General features: G+C 59.6%; 12 protein-coding genes and 5 pseudogenes. 7 read left to right on the top strand and 10 right to left on the bottom strand.

All coding sequences use genetic code 11. The features are described 5' to 3' along the window. The 6 genes and pseudogenes from AWB65_RS31660 to AWB65_RS31635 all read right to left on the bottom strand — a co-directional run. Positions 1–209 (bottom strand): annotated as a pseudogene (locus AWB65_RS31660) (acyl-CoA dehydrogenase family protein); the annotation flags it as partial. A 5-nt stretch (positions 210–214) separates the two neighbouring features. Further along, positions 215–3,709, bottom strand: a complete 3,495-nt coding sequence (locus AWB65_RS31655; RefSeq protein ID WP_087670825.1) for an indolepyruvate ferredoxin oxidoreductase family protein — start codon at positions 3,707–3,709, stop codon at positions 215–217. A gap of 29 nt (positions 3,710–3,738) precedes the next feature. Then, positions 3,739–5,187: an MFS transporter gene (locus tag AWB65_RS31650; protein WP_087670824.1), complete on the bottom strand. Its 1,449-nt coding sequence runs from the start codon at positions 5,185–5,187 to the stop codon at positions 3,739–3,741. A gap of 50 nt (positions 5,188–5,237) precedes the next feature. After that, positions 5,238–6,323: a 3-isopropylmalate dehydrogenase gene (gene leuB / locus AWB65_RS31645; RefSeq protein WP_087670823.1), complete on the bottom strand. Its 1,086-nt coding sequence runs from the start codon at positions 6,321–6,323 to the stop codon at positions 5,238–5,240. After that, the gene (locus tag AWB65_RS31640; RefSeq protein WP_087670822.1) at positions 6,320–8,281 is read right to left on the bottom strand and encodes an aconitase family protein; all 1,962 of its coding nucleotides are present in this window, start codon (positions 8,279–8,281) and stop codon (positions 6,320–6,322) included. Before AWB65_RS31640 ends, leuB begins: the two co-directional genes overlap by 4 nt. Positions 8,282–8,374: 93 nt before the next feature. Beyond that, on the bottom strand, positions 8,375–9,271 hold the full coding sequence (locus tag AWB65_RS31635) for a LysR family transcriptional regulator (RefSeq protein WP_087670821.1): 897 nt from the start codon (positions 9,269–9,271) through the stop codon (positions 8,375–8,377). A 348-nt stretch (positions 9,272–9,619) separates the two neighbouring features. On the opposite strand from AWB65_RS31635, the gene AWB65_RS36010 reads away from it, so the two are divergent. Continuing rightward, complete coding sequence (locus AWB65_RS36010; RefSeq protein WP_125474265.1) at positions 9,620–10,006, top strand: hypothetical protein; 387 nt, start codon at positions 9,620–9,622, stop codon at positions 10,004–10,006. Between the two features lie 168 nt (positions 10,007–10,174). On the opposite strand, the gene AWB65_RS31625 is transcribed toward AWB65_RS36010, so the two are convergent. Further along, positions 10,175–11,011, bottom strand: a complete 837-nt coding sequence (locus tag AWB65_RS31625) for an IclR family transcriptional regulator (RefSeq protein ID WP_235007926.1) — start codon at positions 11,009–11,011, stop codon at positions 10,175–10,177. A gap of 332 nt (positions 11,012–11,343) precedes the next feature. Between AWB65_RS31625 and AWB65_RS31620 the strand changes: the two genes are divergently transcribed. From AWB65_RS31620 to AWB65_RS37295, 6 genes and pseudogenes are all read left to right on the top strand, one after another. Further along, positions 11,344–12,099, top strand: coding sequence for an ABC transporter substrate-binding protein (locus AWB65_RS31620; protein WP_087670819.1), 756 nt, complete (start codon positions 11,344–11,346; stop codon positions 12,097–12,099). Positions 12,100–12,177: 78 nt separating this feature from the next. After that, complete coding sequence (locus tag AWB65_RS31615; protein ID WP_087670818.1) at positions 12,178–12,837, top strand: amino acid ABC transporter permease; 660 nt, start codon at positions 12,178–12,180, stop codon at positions 12,835–12,837. Continuing rightward, complete coding sequence (locus tag AWB65_RS31610; protein ID WP_087670817.1) at positions 12,834–13,565, top strand: amino acid ABC transporter ATP-binding protein; 732 nt, start codon at positions 12,834–12,836, stop codon at positions 13,563–13,565. Before AWB65_RS31615 ends, AWB65_RS31610 begins: the two co-directional genes overlap by 4 nt. A 4-nt stretch (positions 13,566–13,569) precedes the next feature. Further along, a complete protein-coding gene (locus tag AWB65_RS31605; RefSeq protein WP_087670816.1) occupies positions 13,570–14,865 on the top strand; it encodes an NAD(P)/FAD-dependent oxidoreductase in 1,296 nt (431 codons plus the stop codon). Positions 14,866–15,024: 159 nt separating this feature from the next. Further along, positions 15,025–16,293: an NAD(P)/FAD-dependent oxidoreductase gene (locus AWB65_RS31600; RefSeq protein WP_087670815.1), complete on the top strand. Its 1,269-nt coding sequence runs from the start codon at positions 15,025–15,027 to the stop codon at positions 16,291–16,293. A gap of 371 nt (positions 16,294–16,664) precedes the next feature. Beyond that, positions 16,665–16,977: pseudogene (locus AWB65_RS37295) on the top strand (LysR family transcriptional regulator); the annotation flags it as partial. On the opposite strand, the pseudogene AWB65_RS31590 reads toward AWB65_RS37295, so the two are convergent. From AWB65_RS31590 to AWB65_RS31580, 3 pseudogenes are all read right to left on the bottom strand, one after another. Beyond that, positions 16,963–17,148: pseudogene (locus tag AWB65_RS31590) on the bottom strand (XdhC family protein); the annotation flags it as partial. The pseudogenes AWB65_RS37295 and AWB65_RS31590 sit on opposite strands and share 15 nt — an antisense overlap. A 71-nt stretch (positions 17,149–17,219) precedes the next feature. Continuing rightward, positions 17,220–17,909: pseudogene (locus AWB65_RS31585) on the bottom strand (MFS transporter); the annotation flags it as partial. Between the two features lie 2 nt (positions 17,910–17,911). Continuing rightward, positions 17,912–18,112 (bottom strand): annotated as a pseudogene (locus tag AWB65_RS31580) (enoyl-CoA hydratase/isomerase family protein); the annotation flags it as partial. Positions 18,113–18,444 lie beyond the last annotated feature (332 nt).

Genomic DNA, 18,444 nt, shown 5'->3' with positions numbered 1-18,444 from the left:
GTGTCGCAATCGGGGCCGTTGGTGATCCACATCTTGGTGCCGTTGAGCACGTAGTGGTCGCCCTTTTCATCGGCGCGTAGTTTCATGCTGACGACGTCCGATCCCGCGTTCGGCTCGCTCATCGCCAGCGCGCCGACGTGCTCGTCCGACACCAGCTTCGGCAGATACGTGCGCTTCTGCGCCTCGGTGCCGTTGCGATGGATCTGGCTTCCTCTTATGCTGCACGCTGCGCTGGAGCGTCTCCCTTCTCAGAAATAACGCCTATTAATTTCCGTTCTAGCTGCTGCGCTCGAGTTTTGTTGTGATCTCTGACATGACCAAACCCCCGGACAGATTGGGGTAGCCGTGCTAGCTCAATGGCTGCGTCCAGTCGTTCGGCAGTCAGCTCGGACATGACGCGTCGCATCAATGCTTCAAACTCGCCGATTGCTGAACGCTCTTCACGACGCTCGGCTGTGTAGCCGAAGGGGTCGACCACGGTGCCTCGTAAGACTTTAGCTTTGGCTAGCCATTTGAAAGCCGTTGCGATCCAGGAACCAAACTCCTGCTTGATGAGGTGACCGTGACTATCCCGCTTCGCGAAGAGAGGCGGAGCCAGATGGAACCGCAACTTATAGTCGCCCTCGAACTGACGATCAATGCGATCAAAAAATCCGGACTCAGCGTGCAGGCGAGCGACCTCATACTCGTCTTTGTATGCCATCAACTTGTAGAGACTGGTTGCAATTTCGCGTGAAATGCGTTCGCCACCGACGCGGTTTTGCTCCGCCTTCGCCATCTCTCGAACGAAGGCTGCATAGCGTCGCGCGTACGCGGCGTTTTGATACGCGGTGAGACGTGACATGCGGTCCGCTACGATGGCATCGAGAGAAGTTTTGCGGGGCATCATGACGATACTGATTGCCTTGTCGATACCCGCAGCAAGGCGCGCGGCGGACGGATCAACCGCCGCTTGCCGGCCCCATGCAAACGCGGACTTGTTCATCTCAACCGCAGCTCCGTTCAATTCGATTGCACGCGTAAGTGAGCGTTCCTGCAAGGGCACAAGGCCTTGCTGCCAAGCGAAACCAAGCATGAACACATTTGTCGCCACGGCGTCCCCCATTAGCGCCGTAGCAAGGCGTGACGCGTCAATCGAAACGGTGCGACGAGCGTTCTTCTGCACCTGTTCAAAGAGCGCTTCCGGAGATGCTTGCCAATCGGGATTTCGCGCGAAGCTGCCGGTAGGCGCAACGTCCGTATTAATTACGGCGACCGTGCGCGTCACGGCGCTCAGCGCAAACGCGTCTTTACCCGCGGCGACCATCATGTCGCAACCCAGCAACACATCGGCTTGAGCGGATGCGACGCGTGCCGCGTGCAAACGGTCAGGAGCCGCCGCGAGTCGCACGTGTGACATTACCGCACCTCCTTTTTGCGCCATACCAGCCATATCGAGGACGAGTACACCCTTGCCCTCGAGATGGGCTGCCATGCCCATCAGTGCGCCTATCGTGACAACGCCGGTTCCACCAACGCCGGTCACGACGATGTTATAAGGTTGCTCCAACGGTGGCAGCGACGGCACCGGAAGACCTGACGGCACCGGAGTTTTGCTCTTGTTTGGTTTGCGAAGCTGACCACCCTCAACAGTCACAAAACTGGGGCAGAATCCCTTTACACAGGAATAGTCTTTGTTGCATGAACTCTGATCGATTGCGCCCTTACGTCCCAGATCCGTCTCGAGAGGCATAATCGAGACGCAGTTCGACTGAACGCCACAATCGCCGCAGCCCTCGCAAACTTCCTCGTTGATGACAACGCGTTTGGGTGGGTCGATCAGTTTCTTTTTCTTGCGTCTCCGGCGTTTCTCGGCCGCGCAGGTCTGCGCATACACGATCACCGTCACACCCTTTTGGTCGCGCAGTTCACGTTGCAAGGTATCCATTTGATCGCGATGCACGAGACGCGAACCCTCAGGCAAGCTCAAGCCCTCAAATTGAGCGGGTTCATCGCTGACGAGGTGCACTGCCTGCACGCCTTCGGCCGCAACCTGCTGAACGATCTGCAACACGCTGGGTGCGCCCTCGACAGGCTGTCCCCCGGTCATCGCTACGGCGTCGTTGTATAAGATTTTGTAGGTGATGTTCATGCCTGCGGCGACCGCCGCCCGGATCGCGAGCGACCCAGAGTGCATGTAAGTGCCGTCGCCGAGATTCGCGAATATATGTGGCGTTGACGTGAAAGGAGCCTGCCCGATCCAGGATGCGCCTTCGCCGCCCATCTGGGTGAACGTTTCGGTGCTTCGATCCATCCACATCGACATGAAGTGACATCCAATTCCTGCGACTGCTCGGCTCCCCTCTGGCACTTTCGTCGATGTGTTATGCGGGCAACCAGAGCAGAAGTACGGCACCCGTTGCGGCAACGCGGCGTTGTGTTGCACACACGACGCTGACGACTCATCTGGGGCGAGAAACGCCCGCACGCCTGCTGGCAAATCGGTTACCTTGATGAGTCTAGCAAGGCGCCCTGCGATTGCGGCGGCGATCGTGGTCGGCGTCAACTCCCCGTTCGGGGACAGCAGAATGCCGCTCTTTGGTACCTGCACCCACTCGCCTGCGTCGCTGTATTTGCCGACGACGCGCGGGCGCGAGCACACAGGCTCGTTATAGAGTTGCTCCTTGATTTGATACTCAATGATCTGGCGCTTCTCCTCAACAACCAGAATCTCTGTCAGCCCCTCGGCGAACTCGCGGATGCCTTGTGGCTCCAATGGCCAGGAGACGCCAATTTTTAAGAGGCGGATGCCAAGCGCCCGCGCCGCAGTCTCGTCCAAACCCAGAAGCGCCAATGCTTCCTGTGTGTCGAGATAGCTCTTGCCAGTGGTCACAATGCCGAGATGGGCATCAGGCGCATGCCATAACTGATAGTTGAGCTTGTTCAGCCTGACATATTCCAGCAGCGCATAGAGCCTCTCACGTTGCAGTCGATTTTCCTGCTCTAATGGGGCGTCCGGCCAACGTAGCGAAAATCCATCGGGAGGGATCGGATAGTTTTCCGGGATTTTAATTTCGACCGCAAACGGATCGATGTCGACTGAAGACGACGTTTCGATCGTGTCGGTAATGGCCTTGAACCCGATCCAGCATCCCGAGTAGCGGGACATGGCCCATCCGTGCAGCCCAAACTCCAGAAACTCGCGCACGCCGGACGGATTCATTACGGGGATCATTGCGGCAATGAAAGCATGCTCACTTTGATGAGGAAGGCTGGAAGACTTACAACTGTGATCGTCGCCCGCAATAACCAGAACGCCGCCATGCTTTGCTGTCCCCGCAATATTGGCATGCTTGAAAACGTCGCCGCTTCGATCTACTCCCGGCCCTTTGCCGTACCAGAGCCCGAACACGCCGTCTACTGTCGCGTTCGGGTCAAGATTGACCATCTGTGAGCCCCACACAGCGGTCGCCGCAAGTTCCTCGTTCAAGCCCGCCACGAACTTGATGTTGTTTTTATCGAGGTACGACTTTGCCTTCCACAGCTCTTGATCAACCGAACCGAGCGGGGAACCCCGATATCCGGAGACGAAGCCGCCCGTATTCAGTCCTTGCGATTCATCGCGCGCTTTCTGAGCCAGAAGAAGCCGAACCAGTGCCTGCGTGCCTGTCATGTAGACACGGCCCTTTGGCAGGTCATACTTATCGGAAAGGGAGACGGCTGCTGTCATGTTGAAAATTCCTGGTGATGCTTTGTCTGCTAGTGGGAGATGCTTTCAAGCGATTTGCCTCTGGTTCGCGGTCCAAGCGTTCCGATCGCGATCATCACCATGATCATCGCGCCAGCGATGAACACAAACACGCCCGTGACGCCGAAGTCTTTCAAAATGAACGCAATCACGAACGAGCTAAACACCGCCGACAATCGACTCCATGAATAGACGAATCCCACGGCACGGGCACGGATTGCCGTCGGGTAAAGCTCTTGCTGGTAAGTGTGGTAGGTAAAGGAAATGATGTTTCCCGCAAGCGTCAGACAAACGCCCAGTGCGACGACCATTGCGGCCGTGCTGACCTGACTGAACACAAGGCCGCATACCACGTTCACACCAGCCATAAAAACGATGACATGCTTTCGCTCGAAGCGATCAGCGATCCAATAGCCAAGGAGCGGCCCCATCGGAGCGGCCAGGCCAATAATCGTCGTATAAAGAAGACTCGATGTCACTGTGATGCCCTGCTTGACGAGAAGCGTGGGCACCCAGTTAGCGAAGCCGAAAAAGCCTATGGTCTGAAACACATGGAAGATGAGAAGCATCACGGTGCGCTTGCGATAAGGCGGCTTCCACATATCGCTGAAACTGGCTTTGCGAACGACCGGCTCCGAAGGCCCAGGCGCAGGAAGAGGTTTCCCCTGCTCCATTTCCACCTTTGCCTCGAGCTTCGTGAGAATCGCGTCGGCTTCGTCAAGGCGACCTTTGCTCGCGAGCCATCGCGGACTTTCCGGCAGATTGCGTCGAAACCACCAGATCATCAGCGCACTGCCGCCGCCGAGCAGGACCACCCAGCGCCAGCCGTCGAGGCCGAACGGTGATTGCGGAACCAGCAGATAGGATAGAAACGCGACGACCGGAACAGCGGAAAAGCCAATAGCCTGGCAAATCGCAAAGGCGCGGCCGCGCAGATGCTTCGGCGCGAGTTCCGACATATAAGTACCGATCGTGATCAGTTCTACGCCAATACCGAGCCCGGAAATGAATCTCCAAGTGTTGAGCCCAAAGGCGGTAGTTTGAAACACCATGATCGTATTTGCCGCCACATACCACAGCAGGGCGTAGGTGAAAATGGCGCGGCGGCCGAAGCGGTCAGCCAGGAAGCCACAGGAAATTGTCCCGACGAAAAGTCCACAAAACAGTGCGGCGATGAAGCTGGCAACTCCAGACGTGCCGAACAAGCCGGTTGTGGTCGCCGTGAGAATGCCACTGCGCACGAGACCGGGTGCAATGTAGCCCGTGAACAACAGGTCGTATATTTCGAAAAAGAACCCGAGGCTCAGCAGTACGATCAGCTTCCAGACCGCGCGGGTTGCAGGCAAACGGTCCATACGTGCAGAGATCGCGCCGCTATCGGTACGAGAATTGACGAGTGCCGGGTCTGCGACGTCCTTCGTTGGCCGCAAGCCCTGAGGGGCGGGTTGTGCACTAGCCATGCTTGTCTCCTGCTGGTTTTAGGAATCAGAGTTCGAACCGACGACGGACGTCAGGGTTCGGTGATTGCTCGGACGATCTCGTCGCCCATTTGCTGTGTGCTGACCAGTGTGGTACCTGGCCGATGGATGTCTGCCGTGCGAAAGCCGCGCTTCAATGCTTTCCGAACCGCGCCTTCTATGCGGTCCGCCAGATCCGGCCGACCACCCGAGTGACGGAGTAACAGCGCTGCCGCCCGGATGCTTGCGATAGGATTGGCAACGTCTTTTCGCGCGATATCCAATGCGGTACCGTGACCCGCCTCGTACAAGCTTGGCCCTATCGTCCCAAGCATGACCGACGCTGCGAGTGCGACCGAGCCTGTCAACCCTGAGGCCGCATCCGCAAGTACGTCGCCGAATAGGTTCCCAGTGACGATCGTGTCGAAAGCCTTCGGTTGCGCGATGAGTTCCATGCCGGCCGTGTCGGCGTACATGTGCGTGAGTGCCACGTCGGGGTAGTCATTGCCGACTTCCATGACAGTGCGGCGCCAGAGCTTCGATGTTTCCAGCACGTTGGCCTTGTCGACGCTACACAATCGGCTATTGCGGGTACGGGCAGTCTCAAATGCGACGCGTGCCACCCGACGCACTTCCCCTTCCGTGTAGCGCATGGTGTCGAAGCCTTCGCGTTGACCTTGCCAAGTACCTTCGGTCACAACGCGCTGGCCCCGCAGCGCCCCCATATACACATCGCCGGAAAGTTCGTGGACGATCACAATGTCGAGACCGGATACGAGTTCCGGCTTCAGCGGAGAAAGGTGCGCCAAGGAGTCGTTGATTTGCACCTGACGCAAGCTTGCGTATAACCCCAGCCGTTCCCGCAGGCCAAGAATCGCTTGTTCAGGGCGTAGCTCACGATCGAGGCTGTCGTAGCGTATGTCCCCGACGCAGCCAAACAACACGGCATCTGCACCGAGCGCAGCACGTACCGTCGCGTCGGGAAGCGGAGTGCCAAACTGCTCGTAAGCGCATGCACCGGCGGGTACCACGTCAACAACAAAGGCAAAGTCGAAGGGACGTAACGCTTCTAGAACACGCATCGACTGCGCAAGGATCTCTGGCCCAATGCCGTCGCCTGGAATAACCGCGATCTTCATGCGTGGCGCTCCTTGAGCTCATCGAAGGAAACGATCTCTCCCGCGATGGCACTTGCCGCTACGGTGGGTGGGCTCACCAGCCAGACCTGGCCCGGGCCGGAGCGGCCCGGAAAGTTGCGATTGATCGCGCTGACGGTGACCTGCGACGCTTCCGTTGACGAACCGGGTCCACAATTTGCGCAAGCCCCGCATGACGGCTGCAGAAGCTCAGCGCCGACGCGCTCGAACGTCTCGATGTAGCCGCGCGACACGCAGTAGTCGCGCACGTCGGTCGTGCCGAACTGGAGATACAGCGTCACATTGCTTGGCACGCGCAGTCCATGCTCGGCCGCCCACGCGAGCACCGCGTGATAATGATCGAAGTCCTCGCGCTTGCCCGCCGTGCAGGAGCCACCATAGGCAACATCAATCCTTGGCCTCTCTTGCAATTCATCAAGCGCCACGCCATTTCCCGGGTCACCTGGCAAGGCGACCATCGGCTTGATCGCCGCGCACTCGAGTACGATGGTATCGGCGTACTGCGCGCCTGCATCGCTTTGCATCCAGGGTTCGAGCTTGAAATCGACGCCGCGCCGCTCCTTCAGGAACCGCACCGTCTCCTCATCGGGAGCGACGATTCCTGTAAAGCCGCCCAGTTCGGCCGTCATGTTTGTGAGCGTCGCGCGCTCGTCGGTCGTGAGTTGCGCAATGGCCGAGCCAGTGAATTCGAAAACTTTTCCAACACCGGCACCAGCTCGGATCTTCGGGTTCGCAAGGAGATGAAGAACGAGGTCCTTCGCTGTGACGCCGGCGCTCACCGGCCCACGCATATCAATGCGTAGCGACGACGGAACCGTCATTCGTACGGCGCCGGTGACAAAAGCGTTCGCCATGTCGGTCGTGCCTACTCCGAATGCGACGCATCCGAGCGCCCCGCTGTGCGGTGTATGTGAATCGGTGCCGACCACGACCTGCCCCGGTAGCGCGTAGAGCTCGGCCATCATCGCGTGGGAGATGCCTTCAGAGCCTTCAGCAGGCCTGCCGTCAATGCTTTCGAGATAGCCGTGGTTGCGAATGCCGTATTCGTCCGCGAAACGCCTGTGCGCCGCGGAAAGTTCACGCACGTTAGGCAAGAGACCATTTCTAATGTGCAGTTCGCTCCGATGCGAATACGACAGGTGATCCTCGAATGCGAGAATGCTTTCTGGCTGAAACAGCTGTAACGGCCGGCCGAAGGTGGCGTGCAGCATGTGCGTCGCCATGCCGGTGTAGTACTCGTGGATGAAGCGCCAATCGGCGCGTACGAATGTGCCGGTGCCGGCCTCAATAGATGCGTTGGTTTGCTCGGTGCGAATCGAATGGCGCGCAAGAATCTTTTCAGTCAGGGTGCGAGGCGTTACGCTGCCGCCGACAAGGCCGGATCTCGACACGTTGCGCATATGCGTTTCACCGTAGCGGAGCAAGCCGCCGCTGCGTAGAATGGTCGCCGCAAGTTCGTCACGGGACTCGACAAGTTCTTCAACCTCGATCAACTCACCGCGCTGAATACGATCAATTAGGCTGAAGTCGGTCGACGTAAAAAGACCAAGGTTATCGGCGTTCTGACGGTAGATGCGCTCGAAGCTCTTTGCGATCACCAGCCTGATCCCGGCGCGCAGTTCGGCGACCGGGCTATGTTCCCTCGAAGACCCTTTGCCGTATCGATTTCCCGCAACGGTTACGGAAAATCCGCCAGACTTGATACTGTCGACACCGATTGGGCACTCCGAACCTATCCTCAGGCCGACATAGGGATACCGTCCGAGGCGCTCGTCGAATTGCGTCAACACGCTCATCGGCGTGATTTCGTCTGTCGAAACGTCGTCGCGCAGAGCACCTGCGGTTTCGAGCGTGAGGTCTTCACCGTTGAGTTGTCTTTTGATCGATTGCGGCTCGGCACTCAGGAAAAGAACCCGCTTGGCCAGTCTCAGATTTGTCATGTCCTGCCTCCTGACACGGAATTTAGATCGCGAGCAGAGGCAAGACGAAGTGCTGGATCAGCAATCGGGGCATCGCGTATCGCGAAGTCCGGATTAACCCTCAGCGGTGGATATCAAAGCGTCAATAAGTGCCTGAACAGCCTTGAGTCGAGATGACTTGCGCAGCGCGTAGACATGCAACTCACGCGTGCCCCATGTTTCGTTTAAATGCCGCCGGGCAAAGTTGCCTGTTCCCGCGAAGGCCGAGGCTGCACTCCTAGGGACAATACCTATGCCCAACCCAACCCCCACCATACGACATTGGGCATCGAAACTGTTCACCGTTACGCTCACCTGAAGGCTGACATGATTAGCTTCAGCACGCTCTCTTAACGCCTGATCGAGGGCGCCGCCCGCTTGTAGCGTGACAAGTGGGTAACGAAGGACGTCCTCGAACGTTAGAGACTCTTTCACCGACAACTCGTGATCGGGAGGCAAAACAACCATTAAAGGATCATCGGCAAAATGCCACGATTCCACGCCGCTCGGCTTAGCACGCAATGCGGCGCATACCCCCACATCGGTGCGATCTTCGATGCAGGCACGCAAGACCTCGTCGCTGATTCGTTCGGTTAGAGCGATTTGGACCAAAGGATATCGCGCCTGGAAAAGCTTAAGTTTCTCGGGAAGAAAGCCGACGATGGCGGAGGCATTGGCGAACAGACGCACAGTACCTGACACCTGTCCGCTGAGAGACTGAACCTCGCGAGCAAGCGACTGCAGATCATCGTGGAGTTGGGTGGCGCGAACAAATGCGTGGCGGCCCGCCTCAGTTAACTCGACGCCAACTGGCGAACGAATCAATAAGGGAAGCCCGATCGATTCTTCCAAATCTGCGATGCGCCTACTCAGCGCCGACGGTGCGATATGTTCCAACCGAGCCGCGCGTGTAATCGAGCCTTCCCGAGCAACAACAAGGAAGAGTTCAAGGCTATACGGATCAATTCTCATTAAGTGCCCGTGCGGCGCCATGCCGGTCTGGGATTTTAACTCGCCGAGGGGGGCGGCTCAGAGGTCCATATTGAGACCCGTTTACCGGATCGGCCCGGGGCGAGCAATATGCTTTCAGAGCTACCTACAATAGCGAAGCCCTCCATGTTCCCATGAACGGCGCTTCCGCCGCCGAGCATGCTACGCTTCACAAGGCGCCGCAGCTCAAACAGCCGAGTTCGCTTGAATCCGCAAGCCGTTTTCGAATATGTCAAAAAATCGCGCGAAAAAACGCGCCGCTCGACCCACAAGCCGCTCGGCAAGGCGCTCTTGCTGCCGATGAACCAAGCCTAAGCGCGCGAACTCTGATTGGCGCACCATCTTGCGTTGGCCGCATGTCGCAGCGACCGCGGCAACAAGCATCTCATCAACGAGCTCGCCCGCGCGATCTACATGACTTACTTCCTGCAACTCGCAAGGTTCGGTAGCCTCGCGGTTCGGGTTTATCTAGATGCCGAGACGGCTCTCGACAACGTGCTCGCGCGCGCTGATGACGGCGACTGGAGACTCTCCGACGACGAGACGTCCGTTGTTGAGGCAGTCCTTGCGCTTCACGATCAGCAGTTGGCAAGCGCGCCGATGCATCGTGTCGTCGATGTCGAAAAACGGCTTCGAACATTCGTGATGGAATCCGCCCCGTCGCCGCTGACCGGTTTGCAACATGCCTCTCAGGGGGCTTTTCAGGCTGAGCCGTGAAGCAATTGCGTTTCGACTTCCGACCCTAGTCAGCCGGCATTCATTACCCAACACGACGAGCATCTGACGGCTGACGATAATCCAGCCCTACTCGAGCGTCGCAGAGCCGGCCGGGTATCGTCATATTCGGCTGCATAGCGGAAGCGGATCTTGGTGGTTCCATCAGACCTAACCCGCCTCTTTCGGGCCCCGCGGTTCGGTGCGAAAAGGCCGCAGTGCCGTTGGATTTGGCGGCGTCGTGGAGATCAGGCGCGCCGTTTCGAGCATCAATGGCACGAATTTGTTGATCGCACGCTTGACGGTAAATGAGGTCGACGACACGGACAGGTTGAGCCCGGCAACGGCATTGCCCGCCGCGTCCCAGATCGGCACCGCCAAGGCGAGATCGCCGCGATAGAACTGGTCATGGCAGCAAGCGAATCCCTCCTCGCGTGCCTGCTGCACAAGCGTCAACAGTGCATCCACATCCGTCACCGTCTGTGGCGTGTAGCGAACCCGATCGCTGCGCTCCAGAATCTCGCGGGCCGCATCGTCCGACAGGCTGGATAAATAAGCGCGCCCCGTCGAGGCGCAGAACATCGGAATGCGCTGCCCGATCGGAACATGTGCAATCAGCCGCGCCAGGCTGGAAAAACGCCCGATGTACACCATGCAGTCATCTGCAGGTTCGGCCAGGTTCACCGTTTCGCCGGTGCGCTGGTTCAGATCCAGCAGGTAGGGATTCGCGCGCTCGAGCAACGGGTGGCACTGCAGGTACTGATAGCCCGATTCCAGGTTGGCCGAGGAAAGGGAATATCGCTTGGACTGCGAGTCTTTCTTCAGCATCCCCAGCGCTTCGAGCGTGAAAGCAAAGCGCTGCGCCGCGCTCTTGGAGATTCCGACTGCGGAGGCAATCTCCGGCAGGCTCATTGATGCGCGTTGCGTGTTGAACGCTCTTAACACCTGCACGCCAGTGGCCAGCGACTGCACGTACAGAGTCGACGATTCCGGGTTCACGGGAGTCATGAGAAAAATCCTTAGCCAACATCACGTCGTGGCGGCAAGACAGAAAATGAATCGAGTACAGATAGACATCTACTGTATAGAAATACGGGAGGATGTTGACATCGGCCGCCCTAAAATTTGCTCAAAGGAACTGAAACCGAGGGAAATCACTGAGAAGTTACCGAACAAAGTGGGGCGTCAGCGTCCAAATTTTGCAGTATTCTTATCTCATTAAATCGCTAACCAATTTGATCTATTGCATAGCGATACACATTCCCCGATAAATCGGTCTTTCCACAATCCATCCAGCCTCGTCACCCAGGCGCCGTGCCGGATCCAAAACTGAAAGCTCTATGCTCAAGATTGCTTCGAAATCGCTGGCTGCCATTCTGACCTTCGCCGCTATGTCGGCCCATGCGCAGCAACCGATCATCAAGGTCGGCGCCACGCCTACCGCCGTGCCCTTCAACTTCCTCGATGTGAAGACGAATGCGCTGGAGGGCGTGATGGTCGACGTGGCTCGTGCGGTCAGCAAGGAGTTGGGCGTCACGCCGGAGATCTCCGGGATCCCGTTTGCCACCTTGATCCCGTCGCTGCAAACCAAAAAGATCGACATGATCTCATCGGCCTTCGCTAAGACCCCTGCGCGCGCCCAAGCCGTGGACTTCTCGGAAATCGTCCTGACGTACAAGGAAGCGCTGCTGGTGCCTATAAATGACACCACGGCCTATCGCAATTACGACGATCTCAAAGGCAAGATCGTCGGCGTACAGATGGGCACGTCCTATGTCGAGCCTCTCAAGGCCGTCCAGGGGTTCAAGGAGCTGAAGATGTACGACACCATGTCCGACCTGGTGCGAGACATCGCCCTGCGTCGCGTGGACGCGGGTTTTGGGGATGGCCCGGTCGTGGCCTACCAGGTGCGCACGTCCGCCTCGAAGCAGGTGCGCCTCGTAGACACCTACCAAAGCCAGCTAGCCACCAATATCGCCCTGGCCGTGCGCAAGGGCGACACCGAGATGCTGGCCAAGGTCAATGCCGCCGTTGCCAAGATCAAGCAGAACGGCGTGCTGGCGGACATCCTGAAGAAATGGGGTGTGCCTCAGTAACGCCCCCTAGCCTTTGCGTGGCGCGCCGGCGGAAGCCGGGGCCATGCAGACCCTGTTCGACTCTGCCGAGGCTCACGTATGTTCGACACATTTCTCAGCGATGCGGGTGAGTACCTTCCCGTGCTTATGCAGGGGGTCTTAACGACCGTCGCCATTACCATCGCGGCGCTGCTCATCGCCACCTTCCTGGGTCTGTTCTGGGCCTTGCTGCGGGTTTCGGGAATCCGCCCGCTGTCCCATGCCAGCCGTATTCTCACCAATACGATCCGCGGCGTTCCGATCATCGTCGTGCTGTTCTACATGTACTTCGTGCTGCCCGAGCTCGGCGTCAGCCTGAATGCATTCCAGGCCGGTGCGCTGGGGCTGGGCATTGCCTACTCGTCATACATGGCCGAGGTGTTTCGCGCGGGCATCGACGCCGTGGACGCGGGCCAGTACGAGGCCGCGCAATCGTTGGGCATGTCGCGCGCCTTGCTGATGCGTCGGGTGATTCTTCCCCAAGCGTTCAAGATCGCGCTGCCTCCTTATGGCAACAATCTGGTGATGATGCTCAAGGACTCGTCCCAGACGGCGGTGATCACCGTCGTCGAACTTTCCATGCAAAGCAAGCTGATCGCTGCTGCCACGTTCAAGAGCGCCACGATCTTCACGCTGGTGGCCCTGATCTATCTCGTGATGAGCCTTCCCATGATGTATGGAGTGGGCAAGCTGGAGCGCAGCCTGGGGAGCCGTAAATGATCAAGATCGAGCAGTTGAGCAAGTCCTACGGGGCGCACCGGGTCTTGTCGAACATCGACGCGGAGATCCGGCAAGCAGAGGTCGTCTGCTTGATTGGCCCGTCGGGCTCCGGTAAATCAACCATGCTGCGCTGTATCAACGGCCTCGAACAGTATCAGGGCGGCAGCATCACCATCGATGGTGAGCGCGTAAATGCGGCTTCGGCCGGGATCCGGCCAATCCGTCAGCGTGTGTCGATGGTATTCCAGCGCTTCAACCTTTTCCCGCACCGCACCGCGTTGGAGAACGTGATGGAAGGCCCCGTCCACGTCAAGAAAGAGAGCGTCGCCGAAGCGAAGGAGCGGGCGGGCGACATCCTGGCCTCGGTCGGCCTTGCAGAAAAAATGTCGCATTACCCCAGCCAGCTATCGGGCGGACAGCAGCAGCGCGTGGCGATTGCCCGGGCCCTCGCCATGCAGCCGGACGCCATTCTGTTCGACGAGCCCACCTCGGCGCTCGACCCGGAACTGGTTGGCGAAGTGCTTGGCGTGATGCGCAAGCTGGCGGAGAAAGGCATGACGATGGTCATCGTGACGCACGAGATGAAATTCGCTCGCGAGGTATCAGACCGGGTGCTGTTCCTCGACGGCGGCCGGATTGCCGAACAAGGTCCCTCCGAACAGGTCTTGACCCACCCACGCAACGAACGCATGCAGGACTTCTTGCGCCGTGTCATGCATACCGAGTAGCGCTATGAACAACCGGCTCTCCAGGTCCTCCAGCACGCTCTGGGCCAGCACCGCGTTGCCGCGCGCCGCTTCCGAGGCGGTGGGTGGTCCCCTCCAGGTCGACGTTGCCATCGTCGGCGGCGGATTCACGGGATTATCGGCGGCCCTGCACCTGGCACAGGCTGGCGTGCACGCCGCATTGTTCGAGGCCTTTGAAATCGGCCACCGCGCCTCGGGCCGCAACGGCGGCCAGGTCGTGCCCGGCGTCAAGCCGCCGCCGTCGGCGTTGATCAAGCGTTTTGGAGACGATGCGGCCCGACGCATGATGCGTTTTTCCTACGGCAGTGCCGACGAATTGTTCGCGCTCGTGGACCGTTACCAGATCCACTGCCACCCAACGCGCAATGGCTGGCTGCAGGGTGCCTACTCGCAAGCGTCAAGCGAGTATTTGCGTCAGAGATCGCATGAAATCAACCGGCATGGCGGCAACACGGTTCACCTCGACCGCGACGAGATGCGCGCCGCGACGGGCTCCGATTACTGGCCCTCGGGCTTGCTCGAGAAGAGCGCGGGTGCCGTGCAGCCCTTGGCCTATGCACGCGGCCTGGCGAGGGCGGTAACCGATCTCGGCGGCACGCTGCATGAGTATTCGCCCGTTCAATCGATTTCCTCCTCATCGGGGAAATTTGAGTTGCAGGTGAACGGTCATGCGGTGCAAGCAAGGAAGGTCATCTTGGCCACCGATGCCTACACCGACCGGCTGCTCCCCGAAGTCGCGCAGTCATACGTAAATGTATCCAGTGCGCAAATCGCCACCGATCCGCTGCCACCGGAATTGCAGCAGCGCCTGATGCCGCTGCGCGCCGGCATCTCGGAGACCCGCAAAATCACTTACTACTGCCGCCTCGATCCCAAGGGCCGGTTCGTGATCGGCGGCCGGGGCCGCAACAGCGACAAGCTCGACCCCGCCACGCGCGAGCAACTACGCCAGGCAGCCCGTCAGCGCTTTCCGGAACTGAACGACGTGGCCTTCACCCACGGCTGGGCATGCCGCGTGGGCATGACCATCGATGATCTCCCGCACCTGCATGAACTCGCCGAAGGACTGTGGACCGCGTACGGCTACTGCGGCCGGGGCGTGGCGATGGGTACTGTGCTGGGACGCGTGTTGGGCGAAGCCGTGCGTGGCATGCCTGCGGCGGCATTGGACTACCCCGTCACGCCTGTTACGCGGTTGCCCCTGTACCCGGTGCGCCAGATCAGCGCGATGGCCGCGCTGCAGTGGTATCGGCTACGCGACGCGATGGGCTACCCCGGCTGACAGGCCTGGGCCGCCCCGAGCCGCGATACGCGGAGATGGGCAGTGCCCCCTGACACACCAAACCACATAGCACGAGAACAGTCCGGAGCACGGAGCCGGCGGCGGGAATTTGCCTGCCTGATCGCTCCGCTCCTTTACCTCTACCTCCAGCGCCTGCACATGTCCTTCTCACTTCCGCAGCAAGTCGACGTTGCCATCATCGGCGGCGGCATCATCGGCATCAGCACCGCCTGGGCACTGAGCCGGGCTGGCCTGCGTGTCGCCGTCTTCGAAAAAGGCGTCCTGGCCGGCGAGCAATCGTCGCGCAACTGGGGCTGGATTCGCAGCATTGGCCGAGACCCGGCAGAGTTGCCATTGGCCCACCGCGCCAACAGTCTCTGGCGCGAGATTCAGCAACAGGTGAACGTCGGTTACCGGCAGATCGGCCTGGCCTATCTCGGCGAAAACGCGACCGATCAGACCGAACTTCAAACGTGGCTCGACTCGGCCCGTGAGCATCCGACAGGCGCGCACCTGCTCACCGGTGCGGCCGTATGCAAGATCCTGGCCGAGCCGTCCACGCGCCCGTGGACCAGTGCACTGCATAACGCCGAGGATGGCGTGGCCGAGCCGCACCTCGCGACCGCGGGTATCGCGCAACTGGCGCGCGCCGCAGGCTGCCAAATCTTTGAACAGTGCGCCGTGCGCGGGCTGGACACGGCAAACGGCCACACCACGGGTGTCATCACGGAGTTCGGCCGGGTGGCGGCGGATCGCGTCGTACTGGCAGGCGGCGCCTGGAGCCGCCTGCTATGCGGCAACACGGGCGTCTTCCTGCCGCAGCTCAAGGTGCACGGGTCGGCGCTGCGCACAACGCCCATGCCCTCCGGTCTGGACCTGGCGATCAACGGCAAAGAATTCACCTGCCGACCCCGTGCGGACGGCGGCTACACTGTATCGAAGCTCGCTGCCTCGGTGGCCGACGTGACGCCCGACAGCATTCGCTTGCTGCGCCATTTCTTTCCAGCCTGGATGGCGCAACGGCAAAACCTCAAGATCCGCTTTGGGCGGCGGTTCTTTGAAGAACTGGTCACACCCACGCGCTTTCCACTCGACAAGCCCACTCCGTTCGAAAAAACCCGTACGCTCGACCCCGGACCCAATACCAACGCCGTACTCGCAGCGCTCCGCCAACTTCAGCAGGCGTTCCCCGTCTTCGGAGGTGCCCAGGTGGCCCAGGCCTGGGGCGGCATGATGGATGTCACCCCCGACGCCCTGCCAGTCATCTCGGCGGTGGACTCCCTTCCCGGTTTCTTCATCGGCACAGGGTTCAGCGGCCACGGGTTTGGCATTGGTCCCGCTGCCGGCGAACTGCTGGCCCAGCTGGTGCAGGACATCGCGCCCACGGTCGCGCATCACCCGTTCAGGCTCTCGCGATTTCGCGCGTAACGAGATACCGAGTCAGCGCCTCGACATGTCAAACGTTGACTTGTGCATCTCGGGCACGCCCGATGGGCTGTCTTTCGTTACGTTCCCTTGAGTGGTAATTGACAAGTGGTGAAATAAGGCGAAAGCGCACCCGGCCATGCGCCAACAGCAGAGCCGCGCTTAATATAAAGCGATTTATCAGTTGTTTGTAGTTATCCTTCATTTTTTTCAATCAGAATAGTTGGTGGTAGTCATCTCCTCACGCATTCAGAAATTAAATGTTCGAATGGAATGTAGTAGAAATTCAAATGCCTGGAGCGAGACATCGAAAGGCTCTGCAAGGCATGCGGACAAGCGCGCCGCGGGATTGCCAGCCTCGGTCGCGCGTGATAGAAATGATCGAAGCGTTATCCGGTGCGAACGTGGGCCTGACGGTGCGCCTCGGCGTGCTCGAGGACTTCGTCGGCGGACCGACGACTCATATGCAAGCGGCATTCAATCGCAAACATTCGCAGGAAGCTGGAAGTGACGAGCGGACTGAGCCGCGTTCTGAGCAACAGCTACGATCGCGACGAGCTCGACCTGATCCTCGTCAAGCAACGGCGCAACAGCCGCGAGACCGTGGCAAGCTGGCCGAAGCAACTGAGGTGGATCGACAGCGCGAAGAATGCTTCCGTCCAGCTCGGCCCGATCGTCCTCGATGCAGCCGCCCGACACCGAGCCCGCCACCGCGCCGTCGTCGCACACGGCGAGCATCGAGCCTTCCGGACGCGGCGACGAACCCCACGTTTTCACCACGGTCACGAGGAGCACACGATGCCCCGCTTCGATCCAGCGCTGGCTGGCCCCGAGCACTTCGAGATTCACGCTGTCCATGATCGCCTCCTGTCGTTCGCGCGGATGCAAGGCTGGCCGCATCGGATGACCGATGAATTCGTCGATGCCGGTCAGTTACCGTCGGCGAGGCTGCCCCGGGTCTCGGGTATGACGAACGCGCCGATCAGATAGAGCACGCTCACGGCGGCCAGACATACGGCCAGCACGACCGGCAGATCGGCGGGCGTGCGGGCGACGACGGATACCAGCGTCGGCATCATGCCGCCGATCGCGAAGCCTATGTTCCATGAAAGGCCGGTGCCCGATGCCCGGATCGCGGTCGGGAACCGCTCGTTGAGGAAGATGAGGATCGGCGCGTAGCTGGCGCTTCCCAGGGCGCTCAGCAGCACCGCGCAAGCACCGATCATGACGACGCTGTCAGCCCGCGCCAACGCGATGAAGAGCAGCGGGAAGCAGACGAGCCGCGCCACGCCGAGCCAGATGAAACAACGCTTGCGCCCGATGAGCGTGCTTAGATGACCGGCTGCCGTCGAAGCGACGATCACGGCAACGCTCGATATCATGAGAATGAGGCCCGCAACGGCGTTGGGCGCGTGATTCACGACCTTGAGGAAGGTGGGCAGGAAGCCCGAGGTCAGGTAATAGCCGCTCCCGCCGCCGATCGTGAGCAACAGGTTCACGAGCAGGATGGCGCGATACTGCTTTGAAAACAGCAGTCGAACCGGCGAGCTGACCGGCGTTTGCCTGTCGCGGGCGGCGACCGGAGCGGCCTTGCGCTTTTCGGCGGCAAGCGCGGCCCACTCACGACGATCACACGCACCCTGGGGTCGTCGTCCAGCGCCTCGAACACCACACGGAGTTGCTCCCGCTGCAGCATCGACACGATATTGAAGTGAGGTCGGTCGAGAATAATGTCGGCACGCGAGTCAGCCTCCCTGATTTCAACGCGAAAACCATCGAGTTCCGCGAGCAGTTTCTGCGCTTTGTGGACGAGCTTATTCATGAATGTTCCTCTTTTCCGGCTGGATTGATCAGGGTTACCACGAACTCGATACCGAAGGTTCAGACCGTGTCGTTGATACGAACTGTCTTCGTCGAGGGCGACTTACGCCGAGACTCTCGCGATCAACGTTTTAATTTGATTCAAGTATCGATTAACGGCTGGGCGCCTGCTTACCCGCGATTCCAGCCACTTACCCTGGAGTCTGATTTTCCGAGAGACACGGGCGGGGGATTCGTTTTTTTTATTCTCTGAACCGCGGTTTCCGAGTAGGCGAGGAGGTTGCCCCCCTCGCCCCTCACAGATCCGGACGAGCCCAATTAAGGCATCCGGTT

The organism is Caballeronia humi, assembly GCF_001544475.1.
Classification (GTDB): domain Bacteria; phylum Pseudomonadota; class Gammaproteobacteria; order Burkholderiales; family Burkholderiaceae; genus Caballeronia; species Caballeronia humi.
This window is presented reverse-complemented; position numbering and strand designations above follow the sequence as displayed.